The sequence below is a fragment of the Shewanella sp. JNE2 genome (assembly GCF_023159115.1).
GTDB lineage: Bacteria > Pseudomonadota > Gammaproteobacteria > Enterobacterales > Shewanellaceae > Shewanella > Shewanella putrefaciens.
The window spans coordinates 3,443,017-3,457,304 of the sequence record NZ_CP096169.1 but is presented as its reverse complement, the minus strand read 5'-3'; the positions used below and the strand labels follow the sequence as shown (position 1 = coordinate 3,457,304).

12 protein-coding genes, 7 tRNA genes and 1 pseudogene are annotated in these 14,288 nt (G+C 44.3%); 12 read left to right on the top strand and 8 right to left on the bottom strand.

The window, feature by feature from the left end; translation table 11 throughout:
* Window positions 1–18: 18 nt before the first annotated feature.
* The 7 genes and pseudogenes from MZ182_RS15530 to miaB form a co-directional block, all read right to left on the bottom strand.
* Window positions 19–678 (bottom strand): class I SAM-dependent methyltransferase, encoded by a 660-nt coding sequence (locus MZ182_RS15530; RefSeq protein ID WP_248069256.1) that lies wholly within the window; start codon window positions 676–678, stop codon window positions 19–21.
* 114 nt (window positions 679–792) lie between these two features.
* Window positions 793–1,296, bottom strand: a pseudogene (locus tag MZ182_RS21385) (type II secretion system protein).
* Between the two features lie 10 nt (window positions 1,297–1,306).
* Window positions 1,307–2,863 carry an apolipoprotein N-acyltransferase gene (gene lnt, locus MZ182_RS15515; RefSeq protein WP_248069258.1) on the bottom strand — a complete coding sequence of 519 codons (1,557 nt, stop codon included), beginning with the start codon at window positions 2,861–2,863 and terminating at the stop codon, window positions 1,307–1,309.
* Window positions 2,864–2,905: 42 nt separating this feature from the next.
* Entirely contained in the window at window positions 2,906–3,781 is an 876-nt protein-coding gene (corC, locus tag MZ182_RS15510) for a CNNM family magnesium/cobalt transport protein CorC (protein ID WP_011788421.1), read from the bottom strand.
* Between the two features lie 39 nt (window positions 3,782–3,820).
* Complete coding sequence (gene ybeY, locus MZ182_RS15505; RefSeq protein ID WP_011788422.1) at window positions 3,821–4,282, bottom strand: rRNA maturation RNase YbeY; 462 nt, start codon at window positions 4,280–4,282, stop codon at window positions 3,821–3,823.
* Window positions 4,272–5,321 (bottom strand): PhoH family protein, encoded by a 1,050-nt coding sequence (locus MZ182_RS15500; RefSeq protein ID WP_025008478.1) that lies wholly within the window; start codon window positions 5,319–5,321, stop codon window positions 4,272–4,274. The genes ybeY and MZ182_RS15500 overlap by 11 nt, the downstream gene beginning before the upstream one ends.
* A gap of 246 nt (window positions 5,322–5,567) precedes the next feature.
* The gene (miaB, locus tag MZ182_RS15495; RefSeq protein ID WP_011919754.1) at window positions 5,568–6,992 is read right to left on the bottom strand and encodes a tRNA (N6-isopentenyl adenosine(37)-C2)-methylthiotransferase MiaB; all 1,425 of its coding nucleotides are present in this window, start codon (window positions 6,990–6,992) and stop codon (window positions 5,568–5,570) included.
* 465 nt (window positions 6,993–7,457) lie between these two features.
* Between miaB and MZ182_RS15490 the strand changes: the two genes are divergently transcribed.
* The 10 genes from MZ182_RS15490 (at window position 7,458) to MZ182_RS15445 (ending at window position 11,576) form a co-directional block, all read left to right on the top strand.
* Window positions 7,458–8,594, top strand: a complete 1,137-nt coding sequence (locus tag MZ182_RS15490) for an FAD-dependent monooxygenase (RefSeq protein WP_231137093.1) — start codon at window positions 7,458–7,460, stop codon at window positions 8,592–8,594.
* A 144-nt stretch (window positions 8,595–8,738) separates the two neighbouring features.
* Window positions 8,739–9,326, top strand: coding sequence for an aminoacyl-tRNA hydrolase (gene pth, locus MZ182_RS15485; RefSeq protein WP_011919752.1), 588 nt, complete (start codon window positions 8,739–8,741; stop codon window positions 9,324–9,326).
* Window positions 9,327–9,460: 134 nt separating this feature from the next.
* Entirely contained in the window at window positions 9,461–10,552 is a 1,092-nt protein-coding gene (gene ychF / locus MZ182_RS15480; protein ID WP_011788427.1) for a redox-regulated ATPase YchF, read from the top strand.
* A gap of 208 nt (window positions 10,553–10,760) precedes the next feature.
* A tRNA-Met gene (locus MZ182_RS15475) sits at window positions 10,761–10,837 on the top strand.
* Window positions 10,838–10,907: 70 nt separating this feature from the next.
* A tRNA-Leu gene (locus tag MZ182_RS15470) sits at window positions 10,908–10,992 on the top strand.
* A gap of 48 nt (window positions 10,993–11,040) precedes the next feature.
* Window positions 11,041–11,115: transfer RNA gene (locus MZ182_RS15465), tRNA-Gln, on the top strand.
* Window positions 11,116–11,137: 22 nt separating this feature from the next.
* A tRNA-Gln gene (locus MZ182_RS15460) sits at window positions 11,138–11,212 on the top strand.
* Window positions 11,213–11,214: 2 nt separating this feature from the next.
* A tRNA-Met gene (locus tag MZ182_RS15455) sits at window positions 11,215–11,291 on the top strand.
* An 82-nt stretch (window positions 11,292–11,373) separates the two neighbouring features.
* Window positions 11,374–11,458 (top strand) — tRNA-Leu (locus MZ182_RS15450).
* 43 nt (window positions 11,459–11,501) lie between these two features.
* Window positions 11,502–11,576, top strand: a tRNA-Gln gene (locus MZ182_RS15445).
* A 479-nt stretch (window positions 11,577–12,055) separates the two neighbouring features.
* Here the strand turns inward: MZ182_RS15445 and MZ182_RS15440 are convergent.
* Window positions 12,056–12,760, bottom strand: coding sequence for a hypothetical protein (locus MZ182_RS15440; protein ID WP_014611124.1), 705 nt, complete (start codon window positions 12,758–12,760; stop codon window positions 12,056–12,058).
* A 399-nt stretch (window positions 12,761–13,159) separates the two neighbouring features.
* Here MZ182_RS15440 and MZ182_RS15435 point away from each other — a divergent pair, with 399 nt between their 5' ends.
* Window positions 13,160–13,756: a PepSY-associated TM helix domain-containing protein gene (locus MZ182_RS15435; protein ID WP_025008482.1), complete on the top strand. Its 597-nt coding sequence runs from the start codon at window positions 13,160–13,162 to the stop codon at window positions 13,754–13,756.
* A 15-nt stretch (window positions 13,757–13,771) separates the two neighbouring features.
* Complete coding sequence (locus tag MZ182_RS15430; protein WP_248065708.1) at window positions 13,772–14,284, top strand: DUF2271 domain-containing protein; 513 nt, start codon at window positions 13,772–13,774, stop codon at window positions 14,282–14,284.
* Window positions 14,285–14,288: the final 4 nt, after the last annotated feature.

Here is a 14,288-nt window from a genome sequence, read left to right as displayed (position 1 = left end):
TGCATTCATTAGGCAATATCAACTGTTGGTACGAGAGTAGCTGAGGATTTGACCGCCAAAGGGCGCTAATAAAAATTCAGTGTGAATGGGTTTATGTTGTGAGTGTTCGTAACCTAAGGTCACCATACGTTTACTGAATTTTGCATGATTGCCGCGACCAGGGTCGACCAAAATCACATCGCAAATAGGTTTGGCGTGTTGCTCAATAAATTGCGAAAGCAAGTCTGCATGTTCCTGCTCATACAGCAGATCACTGCCGATAATTAAATCAAATAACCCTAATTTTGATGTTTCATCTGCCCAACCCGTTCGTACAAAGGGAATAGTACGCCCCTTATTCAAGGTTACATTCTGTGCAAGAAAGCTGCCTGTTTCTGGGTGATAGTCAGTTGCCGTGATATCGGCGAGCCTATGATTCAGTACTAGACTGGCGAGCCCTATACCGCAACCTACTTCTAAAATGCGTTTACCCTCAATTGGGTACTCCAACATATGATGCGAGAGAACTTGCTCAGATGGCCAGACTATGCCAAATAATGGCCAAGTTGCAGATGAGATACCGAGCTTTTCTGCCTCGCCATTAATATCTTCAAATTCCTGATTATCTCTTAGGGTACGAATATGAATATCGAGGACACCAAACTCATGGGTTTGGTAGCGGATCCTTAAGGGAGCCATAGATTTGCCTTAGTAAAATGATACGAGGCAATAGAACTCGGCCGCGAATGATGCTGCACTCTAGCGCGAAACGAGGGCGTGTCCTAATTTATTTTTAGGCAGATTATAAGCAGTTTAACAGCCTTGTAGATTGAGATCATACAGAGGTGGGGTATTGGCATCCGTTGCCTGAGTATAACGGAAATAACATTGATCATCATTCACTAAGGTATTGTTGTTAAGATCGTAACCTATATAAGTGATATCAATCCCTTGATACTGAATAATGAGCTTATCATCTGATGTAATCCATTTTTCTACATCGGTATTATCAAGATAACCCCATTTAAGACGCGTCTCTGCCGTACCATCACCATCTAAATCGATATCAATAATATCGTCACGATTCACTACTGCTTGGCTCTTAAGGCTGGACATTTGGGTTTTAGAATAGACTAACGTGTTTGCCGTTTTGACACTGGCCTGAAGTTAGAGCAAGGTTTTCTCCCGAGCTTCTTTGCTTAAGCCAATAAATTTCGGTGCGGCGATTACCGTCAAAATACCAAGGACAATAATGACTATAACCAGTTCAATCAGGGTAAAGCCTGCCGTTTTTTTATTATTGACATTAAGGTACATAGTCTAAATCCTATCGTGCTTTGAAGCATCGTTGAAGGCCAAAAAGCACGAGTAAGCCACAGAGTATCAGCAGGGGATTTTGACCCATTTTAGCAAACCAGGTTTGGCCTGCGACCAGTGGAATAGTGGCACGCAACACGCCCGTTTCAAATTGAGGCAGCGCAGCGGTGATATTGCCATTTTCATCAACGACGGCGGTGACGCCATTATTGGTGGCGCGCACCAAAGGTCGGCCTAATTCAATGGCACGCATTTGGGCTATTTCCATATGTTGTAATGGACCATTTGAAGTACCAAACCAAGCATCGTTAGAGACAGTTAAGAGTAAATCGGTCTCTTGATTGACGCTATCGCGTAACTGCTCAGGGAAGGCGATTTCATAGCAAATAGCGGGTGCAACTTTATGTCCTAGGGCACTCAAATTAGGTTGTTGATATTCGCCTCTTACAAAGGAAGACATGGGCAAATTAAAGAAAGGGGCAATCGGGCGCAGTAGTGTTTCAAAGGGCACAAACTCGCCAATTGGTAGTAGGTGATGTTTCTTAAATTGATTGCTGCCATCGCCCTCATAGTCAGGAGCGGTTTGTTGTTTCTGACTATGATTACCAAGCACGATTAATGAATTATAAAACTCATTATGTTGATGGCTAATAATGCCTGTGATGATCGAGGTGTCATTTAGGTTAGCGACTTTATTGGCATTATCTAAAAAGTCTTGCACCATGGATTCAGGTGCTGGAATCGCCGCTTCGGGCCAAACAATAATGTCTGCATCAAAATGTTCGCGGGATAAATCCATGTATTTTAATAGCGTCGGCCACAGCGCTTCGGGTTCCCATTTCATACTTTGGGGAATATTGCCTTGTACTAATGCGACTTTAACTGTTTCACCCGTAGGATGAATTTCGGAAAGTTTGGGGGCGGTCCAAGCCGCCAATGCAATAATGGGGATTAAAAGTAATAAGCTTTTAAAGCGTTTAGCAAAACAAAGGGCTAAAGCACCTGACAACATAGCGATAAGAAAACTGAGTCCTAAAGCACCAATAATACTCGCAAGGGGTTTTAATGGGCCTTGGGTTTGAGAGTAACCCGCCCAAAGCCAAGGGAATCCTGTCATCACCCAACCTCTAGCCCATTCAGTCAAGGTCCAAAGGGCAGGGAACAGAGCAAGATTACGCCAAAATGGGTTGATTTTACCCTGACTCAGCCACGAGAGCGCGCATCCCGTTATTGCGGGATATAAGGATAAATACAAGGCTAATAAGGCCATCAAGCCGATGGAGGCGATAAGCGGCATACCACCAAAGGTATCAATGCTCACATGCACCCAACTGATCCCGACAGCAAAACAGCCAAATCCAAAGCTTAACCAATAGTAAAAGTTCGCTTTAGGGCTTAAGGATTCACTCTGCCAAAGGGCTAACGCCATGGCGATAGGATAGATGATCCAGAAGGAGTAAGGCGCAAAGGAAAGCGCCGTACTGGCGCCTAAAATAAACGCCAGTACGAGTCGTAACGCACTCAGTCGGGACTTTTGTTGGGCAAAAGCCCGAATGTTAGTTAGCACGGATCATTCTTCTTACACGGAGAGTTATTTTTACGCAGAGAGTTATTCTACGTCTTCGCCAATATTAGGATCGGGGAGTTTAACTCTGAGTTGGATTAAACGCCTAGTGTCAGCATTGATAACTTTAAATTCAATGCCTTCAATTATGATACTTTCGTTACGCTCTGGCAGATGGCCGAAGGCATGGGAGACTAAGCCACCGACAGTATCAAATTCTTCATCGCTGAAATCAGTATTGAACTCTTCGTTAAAATCTTCAATTGGCGTTAAAGCCTTTACCATATAAACCGTATTGCCGACTTTGCGGATCTCGGTTTCTTCGGCGCTATCGTGGTCGAACTCATCTTCAATCTCACCGACGATTTCTTCCAGAATATCTTCGATGGTTACAAGTCCAGATACGCCGCCGTACTCATCGACAACAATCGCCATATGGTAGCGTTGTGAACGGAATTCTTTAAGCAACACATCGACGCGCTTGCTTTCTGGTACAACCACAGCGGGACGGATCACGCGGCTGAGGGAAAACGGCTCATCACTGTTTGAGAAACCGTATGGGATCAAATCTTTAGCAAGTAAGATACCTTCGATATGATCTTTATCTTCATTGACGACAGGGAAGCGCGAGTGGCCTGAACCGATAACGGTTGAGAGCAATTCTTCTACAGTGTTATCGATTTGTATTGCAACAATTTGCGCTCTTGGGATCATAATATCCCGAACACGCATATCAGAAACTTCTAATACACCTTTGATCATTTCGCGGGTATCTTGGGTGATCAAATCGCGCTGCTCCGCACCATCAATCACATCCACTAGATCTTCACGATTTTGAGGTTCGCCCTGGAATAACTGACTTACTCTATCAAACCAGCCTTTCTTATGGGCGTTCGTACTCGGGGGGATATCGTCACTCATAGTTTTCTCATTAACCTCGACAGATCTTATCTTAGTTAATTATTGTTCCTTGTATGGATTGGTAAAACCTAAGCTTTCAATGAGTTGAGTCTCCAACGACTCCATCTCTTCAGCTTCTTCATCTTCAATGTGATCATACCCTAGCAGATGCAAGCAACCATGTACAACCATGTGTGCCCAGTGGGCTTCTAGGGTTTTATTTTGCTCACGGGCTTCATTTTCAACGACTGCGGCGCAAATGACAAGATCCCCAAGTAAAGGAAGTTCAATTTCTGCTGGTGCTTCAAAGGGGAATGACAGTACGTTGGTCGGTTTATCTTTGCCGCGGTAAGTACTGTTTAGCATTTGGCTTTCACGGCTATCGACAATGCGAATTGTTAATTCAGCCCTATCCATACCGTTGCCAATGGCTGTTTTTGCCCAAAGCATAAGCTGCTCTTCTGTGGGCAGCCAATCACTTGTTGTTGCATATTGGACATCTAATGCTAGCTCAAGACTCATGTTTTAATGCTTCCTGCTGCAGTTGTTGGTAGTGGCTTTCTTTCTTTGCTTTTAAGGCTTGCTCTTTTTGATCGAAGGCCTCGTAGGCTTCAACAATCCGTGCTACCACAGGGTGACGCACAACGTCTTGGGAGACAAAAAAGTTAAAGCTGATTTCTTCGACTTGGCTTAACACTTCAATTGCGTGGCGCAGTCCCGACTTAATATGTTTAGGTAAGTCAGTTTGAGTGATGTCGCCCGTGATCACCGCACGAGAGTTAAAACCGATGCGGGTTAAGAACATTTTCATTTGTTCTATGGTGGTATTTTGGCTTTCGTCGAGAATGATAAAGGCATCGTTTAAGGTACGACCGCGCATATAGGCAAGTGGCGCCACTTCAATCACATTTTTCTCGATTAAGCGTTCTACTTTTTCAAAGCCGAGCATTTCAAACAACGCATCGTATAGTGGGCGTAAATAAGGATCGACCTTTTGACTTAAGTCACCGGGTAAGAAGCCGAGTTTTTCACCCGCTTCAACCGCAGGGCGAGTGAGTAAAATACGGCGCACTTCTTGGCGCTCCAATGCATCGACTGCGGCTGCAACCGCAAGGTAGGTTTTGCCTGTACCTGCAGGCCCAATCCCAAAGGTAATGTCATGGCGCACAATATTTGCCACATAAGCGCTTTGGTTTGGATTGCGCGGTTTAATCACACCGCGGCGGGTTTTAATCTGCAGGGCTTTATCGTCACCGCTGTCATCCTGTTCAAGGGAAATGGCCTCTTGAATGGCAATGTGGACTTGCTCTGGCTCGAGATCTGGCGTACTACCTTTTACAGTCTGGGTTTCGATATAAAGTTGCTTAAGTAAGTTATTAGCACTTAGACAATTTCGTGGTAATCCAGTGATTTGAAAGTGGTTGTTTTTTCTAACGATCTCTACGCCTACGCGACGTTCTATCTGTTTGATATTGTCATCGAATGGGCCGCAAAGTGATGCCAAACGGCGTGTTTCTGCAGGTTCGAGATACAGATTCATTGTGGTTAATTTACTGGACAAATAGCACTCCCAATAGCAAATAAGAAAGTAAGGTACGAGGTTGGTTAACCATTGCAATACAATTTCAGTTTACGAGCCATAGCTGATAATTGCTAACGGAAAATAGCAATTGCCTCGGTAGACTTAAACAAAAGTGTGTAAAAGCAAAAGGGCGACTAAGTCGCCCTTCTTTATTATACCCAAGCTACCTGAATCCTGTATCTTCAGGTTGTTTGGGTATATGTACTGTTTCATCCAATTTAAAGCTTATGGCTTAAATTGAGTAACACCTAAATCATCATCTTGCTTATGTTTTGCAAGGATATCTGATGGGCGTAGGCTACGGCGCAGGTCCATTTCATCTTCACCACGGATAAACTTACCGCGTAATGAATTAGTGTAAACGTCGACGATTTCGACATCCACAAAGGTACCTATGTGTTTAGGCAAACCTTCAAAGTTCACTACCCGATTGTTTTCAGTACGGCCGCGTAGTTCCATTGGGTTTTTTACCGATGGACCTTCTACCAGAATACGTTGTACCGTGCCCATCATATGACGGCTATAACGCATTGCTTGCTGGGTGATACGGTCTTGCAGAATGGCCAGACGCTGTTTTTTCTCTTCCATATCGACATTATCGGGTAAGTCTGCCGCTGGCGTACCCGGACGTGCGCTATAGATAAAACTAAAGCTGTGGTCAAAACCGATTTCTTCAATCAGCTTCATAGTATCGGCAAAATCTTCCTTGGTTTCGCCAGGGAAGCCAATGATAAAATCTGAGCTGATTTGAATACCTTCACGGGCTTTACGTAGGCGGCGGATGATAGACTTATATTCAATCGCCATATGGCCACGCTTCATTGCCGTGAGAATACGGTCAGACCCCGATTGTACTGGTAAGTGCAAGAAGCTCACAAGCTCAGGGGTATCTTCGTAAACGTCGATAATATCCTGTGTAAACTCAATAGGATGACTGGTTGTAAAACGAATGCGGTCGATACCGTCAATTGCTGCAACAAAACGCAGTAATTCCGCAAAGCTACAAATTGAACCATCGTGAGTCGCACCGCGATAGGCATTCACGTTTTGGCCGAGTAGATTGACTTCACGCACTCCTTGCTCTGCTAATTGGGCGATTTCAAGAATGATATCATCCAGTGGACGACTGACTTCTTCGCCGCGAGTATAAGGTACGACACAGAACGAGCAGTATTTGCTGCAACCTTCCATGATAGACACAAACGCCGTTGGGCCTTCGGCGCGTGGCTCTGGAAGACGGTCAAATTTTTCGATTTCAGGGAAGCTGATATCGATAACGGCTTTGTCACCGCGGCGTACTTGCTCGATCATATCGGGCAAACGGTGCAAGGTTTGTGGACCAAAGATAATGTCGACGCATTGTGCTCTGTCTTTAATGGCTTTACCTTCTTGCGAGGCAACGCAACCACCCACACCAATGATCAAATTGGGATTTTTATCTTTAAGTGTCTTCCAGCGTCCTAGCTGATGAAACACTTTTTCCTGCGCTTTTTCGCGGATAGAACAAGTGTTGAGCAGGAGAATGTCGGCTTCAGACGCATCTTCAGTCAAGGTGTAACCTTGATATTCGCCTAACAGATCAGCCATCTTGGATGAGTCATACTCATTCATTTGACAGCCCCAAGTTTTAATATGGAGTTTCTTACTCATCAGTTGTATCGCCCTAAGATGCCCAGTAAAAATAGCGCGACATTTTACCTGCAGTTATAGCTGCTGACCAGCTTTGTCCGCACTTTTACCTGTTCGCTTTTATTGTTTTGGGTACCCACATTAATGGTAGGTTTTTACTGGCGTTGTTACCAATAGTGACTAATGCCGCGGATAGGTTGTGCATTAACCATTATCATCAAGCAGTTGCACACTTGAATGCTCATGTTATCTTGAATTTAGGTGCGAAAGATGCTGAACATTTCCGTGATATCTTGATATAAGGCATAATCGATATGCTTTGATACTCTGTCCAACATTTTCTAGCCGTATTGGACACAAATATAAAGAAGGGAATAAACCGTGGTCACTAAGATGAGCGAGACTAAACATGCAGTTACACAGGTCGTGTCCGATACACACTGTGGCGATGTGATCCTATTTGATGTCATTTTAGTGGGTGGGGGGATGGTCGGTGCCGCTACCGCAATTGGACTGGCACAAATGGGGCTGAAAGTCGCGGTCATAGAGTCTTTGGTGCCAGAGGCTTATCATGCCGAACAGCCGTTAGATGTTCGTGTATCTGCTATTAGTGTGGCTTCTGAAGCATTACTTGAACGCTTAGGTGCTATGGACACGTTGCTTAAAATGCGTAACGCGCCTTATTTAGGCTTAGAAACTTGGGAGCTCGATGGCTGCATCACCCAATTCCACAGTTCACAAATTGGCGCCAGCCATTTAGGCCATATAGTAGAAAACCGTTTAATCCAACTTGCCCTGTGGCAACAAATGGCCCAATTGAATAGCATCACGTTATTTTGTCCCGATAAAGTGACTGCGTTTGCTCGAGAAGCTGATGGCGTGAGTGTGTGCTTACAATCAAGTGTTAAACTTGTGGCTAAGTTATTGGTTGGGGCTGATGGTGCAAACTCACAGGTCCGCCAGTGGGCGGGAATTGGTATTTCAGGTTGGGATTATGCTCAATCGGCCATGCTGATCAATATCAAGACTGCGCAGGGGCAGCAGGATGTGACTTGGCAGCAGTTTACGCCTAAAGGGCCACGTTCTTTATTACCTCTGCCAGGGAATAACGCTTCGCTGGTGTGGTACGACGATGCCAATCGAATTAAACAGTTAATGCAGCTTAATCACAAACAGCTCGCAGAGCAGATAAGAGTGCATTTCCCTGCGCGTTTGGACGCTGATTTCACCGTTGAGAATAAAGGCAGTTTTGGCCTCACTCGTCGCCATGCTCAGCGCTATTATGCTAATAATGTGGTGATTCTAGGGGATGCCGCCCATACCATTAATCCGCTAGCGGGCCAAGGTGTTAATCTTGGTTTTAAAGATGTTGAAGCACTTTTAGCGGTAATAAAAGAGGCGTTAGCTCAAGATCAATCTTGGTGGAACCAGACGGTTCTTGCTCAATATGAACGTCAGCGTTACCGCGATAACCAATTAATGATGACGACTATGGACATGTTTTACGCAGGATTTAGTAACGATATTTTGCCGCTTAAACTGTTACGTAATGGCGCGTTAAAGCTGGCTAACATCAATTCACCCATCAAAAAAATCGTACTTAAATACGCTATGGGGCTTTAGTTATTTGGCTTTTCCCCAACAGAAGTACACGGCATTTGTTGACTTTGGCTTTGAGTGCTAAAATGCCGCGTTTTTAGCAGCTATGGCCAGCACTGATGATATTTTATGCTGGTTGCCATCGACCAAATAACGATTTTGAGTGTCATGAGCGAAATAAAATTAATAGTGGGCCTTGCTAATCCGGGGGCCGAATATGCTCAGACCCGCCATAATGCGGGCGCTTGGTATGTTCAAGAGTTAGCTCGAATTTGCGGCGTAACATTAGTCCCTGACAGCAAATATTTTGGCTTAACCGCCAGAGCGGTACTACAGGGTAAGGATGTTCGCTTGTTGATCCCAACGACGTATATGAACTTAAGTGGTAAAGCCGTAGGTGCTTTGGCTAATTTTTTTCGTATCACGCCTGAAGAAATTTTAGTCGCCCACGATGAGCTTGATATGCCGCCTGGCGTCGCTAAATTTAAGTTGGGTGGTGGCCATGGTGGCCACAATGGTTTAAAGGATATTATTGCTAAATTGGCTAACGATAAAAATTTTTATCGTTTACGCATAGGTATTGGTCACCCCGGCGATAAAAACCAAGTCAGTGGTTACGTACTCGGTAAAGCACCTGCGAAAGAGCAAGAGCTTATTGAGGCCGCTATTGATGAGGCTGTACGTTCCACTGAAATTTTATATAAAGAAAACATGGTTAAAGCCATGACCAGATTACACTCCTTCAAAGCGGAGTAGAGTGATATTTGGCAAAATGCCGAATGTCACTATAACAGTTTTATGATTCAGTCATGTGTTGCCATTGGGTAGCACAACTAAAACTCGCTGGTGAGTGTGACTTGCTAGCTAATAATTGAGAGAAAGGTAAGCATATGGGTTTTAAATGCGGCATTGTTGGTCTTCCTAACGTAGGCAAATCAACGCTTTTTAATGCGTTAACTAAGGCTGGCATCGAAGCGGCTAACTTCCCGTTTTGTACTATTGAACCTAACACGGGTGTGGTACCTGTGCCAGATCCACGTTTGGATGCGTTAGCTGCAATTGTCAATCCCCAACGTGTATTGCCAACAACGATGGAGTTTGTGGATATCGCAGGCTTAGTTGCTGGCGCATCTAAAGGCGAAGGTTTAGGTAACAAGTTCTTAGCTAACATCCGTGAAACCGATGCAATCGGTCATGTTGTGCGCTGTTTTGATGATGACAACATTGTTCACGTGGCCAATAAGGTTGATCCTGCGGGCGATATTGAAGTGATTAACACTGAATTAGCCTTGGCTGACTTAGACAGTTTAGAGCGTGCCGTTCTGCGTCAGCAAAAACGGGCTAAAGGTGGCGATAAAGACGCTAAGTTTGAAGTGGAAGTATTAGAAAAAATGCGTCCAGTGCTCGATGAAGCCAAAATGTTGCGTTCAATGGATTTATCAAAAGAAGAATTGGAAGCCGTTGCTTACCTTAACTTCTTAACCTTAAAACCGACAATGTACATTGCCAACGTGGCGGAAGATGGTTTTGAAAATAACCCGCATTTAGATGCAGTTCGCGCCATTGCGGCGACAGAAAACGCCATTGTTGTTGCCGTGTGTGCGGCGATTGAATCTGAACTGGCTGAGATGGAAATCGAGGAGCGCGATGAGTTTATGGCCGATCTTGGGTTAGAAGAGCCAGGTTTAGATCGCGTTATTCGTGCGGGATACCAGTTACTTAATCTGCAAACGTACTTTACTGCTGGCGTAAAAGAGGTTCGCGCTTGGACTATTCCTGTAGGAGCGAGTGCTCCACAAGCTGCGGGCGTTATTCATACTGACTTTGAACGTGGCTTTATTCGTGCGCAGGTGATGGCGTTTGAAGACTTCATTACCTATAAAGGGGAAGCTGGTGCCAAAGAAGCGGGCAAACTACGCGTTGAAGGTAAAACTTATATCGTGAAAGATGGCGATGTTATGCATTTCTTGTTTAACGTATAAGCACGATTATTCAATGGCTAAGCATTCGTAAATTAGACTAGATAAGGGCAATAGGGCGCAATTTAGCGTATCTGTTGCTCAGTTTGGTGAAGTAATAGCCGAATAGCTTAAGCTAAGGGAAATAGCGAAAAAAAGCTGTTGACCTAGATAGATCGAATAAGCATAATACGCCCCGTTCCTCGCTACGAGGGGCGTGCAATACCGAAGTGGCAATGTAGCTCAGCTGGTTAGAGCACAGCACTCATAATGCTGGGGTCGCAGGTTCAAGTCCCGCCATTGCTACCATCTTTTAAAGATGAGGTTATTGCTACTAGGTAGTTGCTAGCATCCTTTCAAGATGTAAAATTGAGACAGTGCGGGAATGGTGAAATTGGTAGACACGCCAGATTTAGGTTCTGGTGCCGAAAGGTGTGAGAGTTCAAGTCTCTCTTCCCGTACCATTATTTAAAAGACATCGGCGATAGCGGATGTTTGAAACAGAGTTTAGTTGGGGTATCGCCAAGCGGTAAGGCACCGGGTTTTGATCTCGGCATCCCTAGGTTCGAATCCTAGTACCCCAGCCATTTTTTAGTTTCTTAAGTTGTTTGGGGTATCGCCAAGCGGTAAGGCACCGGGTTTTGATCTCGGCATCCCTAGGTTCGAATCCTAGTACCCCAGCCATTGGCAATGTAGCTCAGCTGGTTAGAGCACAGCACTCATAATGCTGGGGTCGCAGGTTCAAGTCCCGCCATTGCTACCATATTTAATCCATGTTAAATCTTTTGATTTATCTGGGGAAAATCCAGAGCTGTTTTTATGAGCATTTCTGGTACATTTTTGATGCGGGAATGGTGAAATTGGTAGACACGCCAGATTTAGGTTCTGGTGCCGCGAGGTGTGAGAGTTCAAGTCTCTCTTCCCGTACCATCAAAATGTCATCTTCGAGAGAAGATAAAAGTAAAAAGTTTATTGGGGTATCGCCAAGTGGTAAGGCACCGGGTTTTGATCTCGGCATCCCTAGGTTCGAATCCTAGTACCCCAGCCATAATAAAAAGCCCGTCCTATGACGGGCTTTTTGCTTTCTGAGTTTCAATATCCGTTATTATTCCCACTTTCTCTTCTGCAATGATCTTTATCTTTACTCTGTATAATACTTTTTTAAATTCAGTAGATTAACTTTATTGAGTGGAAGTTAAAGAATTCATAAACAGTGTTTATACCAATCACATTAAATATCTAATCAGTTCAGAGCCTCACAAGCATCTCAATCCAAGGCGCATTGACGCAGAAATGGTCATTCCCTTTTAAGTTAATGCAACACGGGAGTGGGATGCCTGTGTGGCTCCCGAAGGGCGGGTTTCAACGCGCTTTATACTGCGTTTAAGGCTTTTGACAGAGCACCACTATGCCTTCAAGCCTTCGCCTTGTCTAAAGCGCGTTGAACTCCCGCTGAATGAACAGATATTTAATACGATTGGTATTACACCAGAGTGGCCCATGAATTGGCCACTCTGGTTGTTATATTTACTGTTTTTTTACTTCAGGTATAACAGGTTGCGTTATTTCTGCTGGAACAATTGGAGCGGTTATCGTGGTTGCGGCTTCTGTTACTGGAGTTGTAATGACTGCGTCTTGAACTGCCTTAACATCCCCAGTTGCTAATGCTTTGGTTGCATTAAGTTCAGCAGGGCTTACATCTAGTTGCTGTTGTACTTGATTTGTGCCTGCTTCAATCACTTTTTGCTGCAGTTTTTGCGGATCGGTATAGTCGGCGAGTTCTTTTGGCCAACTAGGAACGAGTTTCTCAGCCTGATCCGTAAACTGCTCAGAGATAATTTTGGGTGAGCCACCGGTTAGCAGCATCACTGCCATTTGGTTAGTATCCGAGTTCCATACAAATCCGGCTTTCTCGGCCATTTCTGGTACAGGGGTGTAAGTGGATACAAGGTAAAATAACGGCCCTTCTTGCTGTATTTTATCGGCTGTTTTTAACAGTGACACGGTTGTTTCATACTTATCACCTAAGAGTGACTTCATACGATCTTTAATCAATGGCTGTTCAAACAGTCCGACATCATTAGGGTTTAAACCGACAAGGGGTTTAAGTAATGCCCACATCAATTGACCTTGAGGTGACATTAATAAGAGGGGGGCGACACAGGCATTAAGCATCATTGCGAGCAAAACAATGTGTAGGCAACGCAGTTTTTTGAGCAGAGATGTACTCAAGATAAATTTTCCTTTGGAAGTACCAGCAAGTCACCGGCGGCGGAATTGTAGCCGATTCTGACGGGGTAAACGAGAGGTGATAAAGGTAAATTTTAACATTCTGAAATGGTGATAATGTTGATTTAATGGCCTCTTAAGATGGCTGTTTTTACAGACGTTGCATGGGAGTGAGTTTGAGGGGGGCTATTCTTAACAATTAAATCAACCAACTGTGAAAAAGTGGTTTTTCAGTACTCAATATGTAAAGTTTGTAAACTTGGTACTGTTTGATAATAAATATCATTTAATCTTCGGGCCATTAATTTTGTTTAATGCAATCGTAAATCCTGTTGCGTAATAAAGGCTGATATTGAAGTTTTGAGGTTCAATTCAATATGGTCTCTTTTAGAGAATGTGTCATTGAAATTAAAAGTCAGTAAGTCATCGTTATCCTATGCCCGTATTATCCATGTTTATGTTTCTATGGCGTTATTATTGCTGATGCTGTTTTTCGCAGTAACAGGAATAACATTAAACCATCCAAATTGGTTTTCAGGAGCAGATCAGGAGCCTTTGCGTGAGCAAGTTGCAATTCCTAGTTATTTACTCCCTGTCGATGCGCAAGATCCACAGTGGCGTTTAGCCGCTGGGCATTGGCTAAAAAGTGAATGGGCGATGGATATCGCGAGCGCTGATATCAGTGACGATGAAATTAGCCTCGTCAATAAAGGGCCTGGAACCTATCGCAGTGTGACACTGGATTTACTTGATGCAAAAGCCTATGTCGAAAGTATTGATTATGGTGTTGTGGCGGTACTCAATGATTTGCATAAGGGGCGAAACACCGGGACCGTTTGGGCTTGGATACTCGATCTGAGTGCAGTGCTCATTATCTTATTTTCGCTGACGGGGGCTTACCTTTTGCTTCCACAAACAAAACGTCTTAAAAAATCATTGCTATACATGGTGTTAGTCAGCGGGAGCTGCGGACTTGTGTATGTTTATTTTGTTCCATAAGGAGTGTAGGCGAGTATGCGTTATCTTATTTGCACCATTGCAGCCAGTGCAATGTTAATGAGCTCAGCGGCATTTGCTGCGCCGAAAATGACAGTTGATTTGACTTTACCTGAAATTACCGAAGGGCAATACCATAGGCCTTATGTTGCTGTATGGGTTGAAAATGCCCAAGGGCAACCTGTTAAAACCTTAAGTCTATGGGTATGGAATGAAGGGTATAAATGGCTAAAAGATATCCGTCGCTGGTGGCGTAAAGCGGGGCGTGAAGATATGAGTTTTGTGGATGGTATCGCGTCAGCTACCCGTCCAGCAGGCCGATACAAAATTGATTGGGATCTAAAAGATGACGCTGGTAAATCCATAGAACTTGGCACTTACACACTCTTTATAGAAGTGGTGCGTGAGCATGGGGGGCGTGATTTAGTGCGTCAAAATATTGATTTGAGCGCAGGGGACTTTTCGGTACAGATCCCTGCAACAACTGAAACTGGCATTATCGATATCCGCTTAAGCGGAATGACTCGCTAAGCTC